A 4,465-nucleotide genomic window follows, 5' to 3' on the forward strand; every position below is an offset into this window, starting at 1 on the left:
CGCGTCATCGGTTTCAATAGTGTTTATTCTTTTCCAGCAGTTCTGATTCCAGTTTATCTAATTGATGACACGCCCTAAAACTTGCTCCGACTAAAGAACTGCCTAAGAAGACGGAAAAACTGACCAACATTATAACAGTTGCCCAACTTGGGCTTTGCTTGAGGAATACTGGTTGCATAGAGTTTCATGATTTTGATTCCTGATTAAACTTGATCTCAACGACTTCTTCGACACACCCCTTTAAAATGATTATCATTATTGTTGGTGGAATAGTTTATTTTATGGAAGTCCCTCACCTCACTGAATAAACAGAAGTTTAGAAAAAACATACCAGCGATCGCAACACCACCGTTAGCCAATTCATCCTAGACGCAATTCTCAGCGCATTGGGCAAACCCACAACTACTACACCCACCGACACACCTTCTCTAGACCCAATTCTGGCGGAAGTAGACAAAATCATAGACACGAAACTAGACGAACGTCTGGGGGAGTTTGAGCGGCGTTTGCTAAAGCAGGTTAGACCAAGTGATAGACCAGATAATAGACAGTCGCAAGAAGAAGAATTAATCGAAGATAGACAAGAAACTAGACCAGACTATCAGGCAGTGCGCGATAGCGAAGCGCTGCGGCGAAGCGCCGATCGCATTTTAAAATCTCTGACTACAGGGCGTGGGAGAATCGCCCCGTCAGCACCCCAGTACAAAACCGCAACAAAAGTGCTGGATCGGTTTATCACTGAAATACAGGCAGATGCAAAAACGCCACCAAAAGCATAATCCTCATTTAATTTTGGTCACAGCCGCACAGGTTAATGGTTGCTGCACACCAGGAGGAGATTTATCTGCAACTAACTCGATTTTGCCTAATTCGTTGCGATGCCAAGAAGTAGCTTCGACAAGAACCTCTGGGGATTCGGGTATTTGTGCCGTGACTCCCCCGGTTTTGCGGTATGCAGAGATATCGCGGATATCAGACCAAGTGCGCTCGCTCCCAATTTGCTGTGTGGGATTTTGCGGGATTCCACCCCGTCCCGTGGCGACAAAACTGCTGCCTTCACTACCCGCGCAGCCTGTAGCAATTTGCTGCGATGGGTCGGTGACATTTGCTGGTAGTTCGACTAAGCCGGAATTTGGATCGATACCAATATTATTAATATCAACTGTACCGTTAACCCCAAATTGCGAACTCGCAGTGATATCATTTTCTGGAGTGAGTTGGGGACGGAACTTTAGTCCGATAATCCCCTGAGTTGTAATGTTAATGTTGCCACCCTTTCCTTGAACTGCATTGGCAATAATGTCACTGTTTTCTAATCCGGCGATGATCGGTGCATTAATATTTATATTACCTCCATTACCATTACCGCCTGCTGTTGCTGCGATCGCGCTATTGTCACGCAGCACCAACAACTTCCCAACTTGTAAGTTGATATTACCTCCATTACCTGATTCTGTTTGTGCCTGGATGCTTCCAATACGGTCTAATCGGATCGTATTGGCTGTGATCTTGATACTGCCACCATTGCCGCTACCTTGACTGGTGACACTAACTGTCCCGCCATCTGTCAGCGTCAAGTTGGGTGTAATAATGCTAACATTACCTGCATTTGCCGTCAGTATATCTGGCAAACTAAAGAATTGACGGAATTGCGGAGTCAAGCGGACGCTAGACGAGTTGATACTGCTGTTATTGCTCTGACTGCGACCACTGATCTCGATGGATTCCGTCGCATTAATGCTCAAATCTCCCCCATTACCGGTAAAAAATGTGGTGGCGGCAACTGCTCCCCCATCCAGAATTTGCAATTTGGCGGTATCTAGGGTCAAAGTTTTGGCGTTTCCGGTCGCAAAAGTGAGTGAGCTAATGTTGCTATATAGTCCAGAGGGGCTTTCTCCCATGACAGTGGTGTGATTGGTGCGAATCGTCACTTTTCCACTGGAGCCACTGCCAAAGGTAGCTGAAGCCAGTGTGACACCATTTGACACCAGTAAACTATTGGCATTGACGGAGATATCGCCAGCGTTTCCAGAACCAAAGTTATAAGTAGAAAGGTTAGTAACGTTAATTGGATTGATTGGTGAGAAGCCAGACAGTTCAATCGCTGTTGCCTCAATGTCGATATTGCCACTGGGAGCTGCTCCAAACGTTATGCTATTCAACCCCGCTCCCTGATTGAGAATCAGCCTGGGAGTAATGACGCTGATGTTCCCACTAGCTCCGACACCCACAGCTTCAGTACGCACCCCACTCCGAATTGTGGTATCAGCTGTTGTGCCAATCAGATCAATGGCCTCCGTAGCCTGAAGGCGAATGTCGCCGCCTGGGAGATTGCCGAAATTTCGCGCTACCACCAGAGAGCCATCGGTAAATTGAATGTGTCGCCCCCGAATTTGAACGGAACCTGCATTCACCCCGCTTATATCTAATAGCGATCGCTCTGCTAGCTGAATATCACCAAACTTTTGCCCATTTTCATATCCCAAAGCATAGCCCTGTGCAGTTGGGATCAAACTAACTAACCCTGTACCACTCACACTGCCTAATTCTACTTGCCCTTGCTTGGCGGTCAGAGTTGCCCCATTTAGATCCAGATTGCCACCCACCAAAGCTAGGGTTTTTCCCGGCTGTACCCGCAGTTCTGTAGGACTCGGATTTTGAGTGACAAGAGGCAATCCACTGGGATTGCTCAAGGAGTGTCCTGTGCCTTGAACGGTGATTGATGCGGGATTGCTACCCATTTGCAATCCAAGGGGAATATTGATGCTCAACAGTGGGGTAGCTTGGGAATTAATCGCGCTAAACTCAATACCATCGGCAAATTTAATACTGTTAGCAGTTGTGCTGATAAACGCTCCGCCAATATTCAATTGAGCATTTTTGCCAAATATAATCCCCGCAGGATTCATTAAAAACAAACTTACCGGATTATTAGTGTTGAGAGTTTGAATTAACCCATCAATATTGGAAACATTCCCACCCGTAACTCGACTAAATATAGTTGTAATATTTGGCGTGTTAATTAAATTGAAAGTGGCTGAACCACCCGTAGGCACAGAGAAATTATTGAAGCTGTGAAATAAATTATTCCCTTTATCAATCCCGTTAAGAATATTAAAATTATTACCACTTTGGTTGACGATGGTGTTGGTTGTGCCATCGGATGTCACTTGAGCGATAGCTGGTAGTACCAGAGCGGAACTTAAGAACCCGATTGTGAGTGTAGATAGAAAAGCGTAGGCGTAGCCCGTCGTAGACATCGCTCTCATCACCAAAGACTTCCTTTACTGATTAAAACTTAGAGTTCCCTTTACGAACTACGAACTATCACAACTGTCCAGTTAAGTTTCCATTCAATTATTTTCTCCATCTGAGGTTTTCATTCTCTAAAAATTCCCCACACATAAAGCATAGGGAATTTTTAGAGAATGAATACGTGAATTTTGGCTCTGTGCGGGGAAAATTAGTTAGTCGTCAGTTTTAAAATTGTTCATCAACAGCTATAAAAATTAGACATCGCTATCACCAAGAACAGCATTCTTTTTTCCCCAACCTTTTCCCGAAACGGGAATGCTGACTACCCAAAATAAAACACCACTCAACTTCTAAGCTTGCTAAATATTTATGCCTGCGGGTTGCTTTTACTGATAGCCTGAGTGATTCTTTCTAAAGAACTCCGAATCTCCTTTCGCAACTCTTTAGCAGAATCCCGAATCCCCTCAGTATTTTTTTCCATGTTAGTTACAAGGGTGTTGATTTTAGTGACATTGTTCAGCGACAATTCGATTCGTTCCACTTGAGCTTTTATTGCCGCACTGTCAATGGGTGAACTGAAGGTTTTCTGACTATTTAGTTGTTGCCGGAGTATCAAGAACTGAATAGCTATATTCATGAGATCGAGATGGGTGGTCACCCAAAATCCATATTGACATTCTCCCTGCCCAAAATCGCCAATATCTTTTCCCAAACCCCGATTACTGTGGCTCAGAAATATGGCACAATTAGCTTCGTATCTAGCCATTGCTGTTTCTAAATGCCGAGAAATTTTGGTACGACCCCAGCGTTGCGATTCCCGATTCCTTGCTTCCAAAATTATGGTAATGTCTATGCCGACAACTGAGTTGGAAGTAAGCTTTATAAGGATGTCGCCAGGGCGATTTTCATCACCGACATAAGAGATTTCGGCTCCACAAGTCTTTGCCCATTTCTGTAATTCGGCTAAGACTAATTCTTCAAAAATTGCGCCTTTGGCAATACTTTCTTCGAGTAGACACTGCACCAACTCTTTTTCCCTAATTTGTTGAGATAATTTTTCAACCTCGTCAGCCAGGGGTTTCATCGCCTCCTCAACAACGGACTTCACTGATTTAGCTAGAACGCCACTTTCTGTCTCCATCAGCATTTTGCAGCAGAAACAGGGAGATGGCTGCGGTAATAAGGCGATGTTCATCCCAATCAGGATGTT

3 protein-coding genes are annotated in these 4,465 nt (G+C 44.6%); 1 reads left to right on the forward strand and 2 read right to left on the reverse strand.

From position 1 onward, the window contains the following. Positions 1-386 precede the first annotated feature (386 nt). A complete protein-coding gene (locus tag CDG77_RS33670; protein WP_094333498.1) occupies positions 387-779 on the forward strand; it encodes a hypothetical protein in 393 nt (130 codons plus the stop codon). Positions 780-782: 3 nt separating this feature from the next. On the opposite strand, the gene CDG77_RS33675 is transcribed toward CDG77_RS33670, so the two are convergent. Both CDG77_RS33675 and CDG77_RS38985 read right to left on the reverse strand, forming a co-directional pair. After that, a complete protein-coding gene (locus CDG77_RS33675; protein WP_094333499.1) occupies positions 783-3,269 on the reverse strand; it encodes a two-partner secretion domain-containing protein in 2,487 nt (828 codons plus the stop codon). 353 nt (positions 3,270-3,622) lie between these two features. Next, positions 3,623-4,465 (reverse strand): hypothetical protein (locus CDG77_RS38985; protein WP_442946458.1); only part of this gene is annotated, 843 nt, incomplete at its 5' end.

This window comes from Nostoc sp. 'Peltigera membranacea cyanobiont' 213 (assembly GCF_002245975.1).
Classification (GTDB): domain Bacteria; phylum Cyanobacteriota; class Cyanobacteriia; order Cyanobacteriales; family Nostocaceae; genus Nostoc.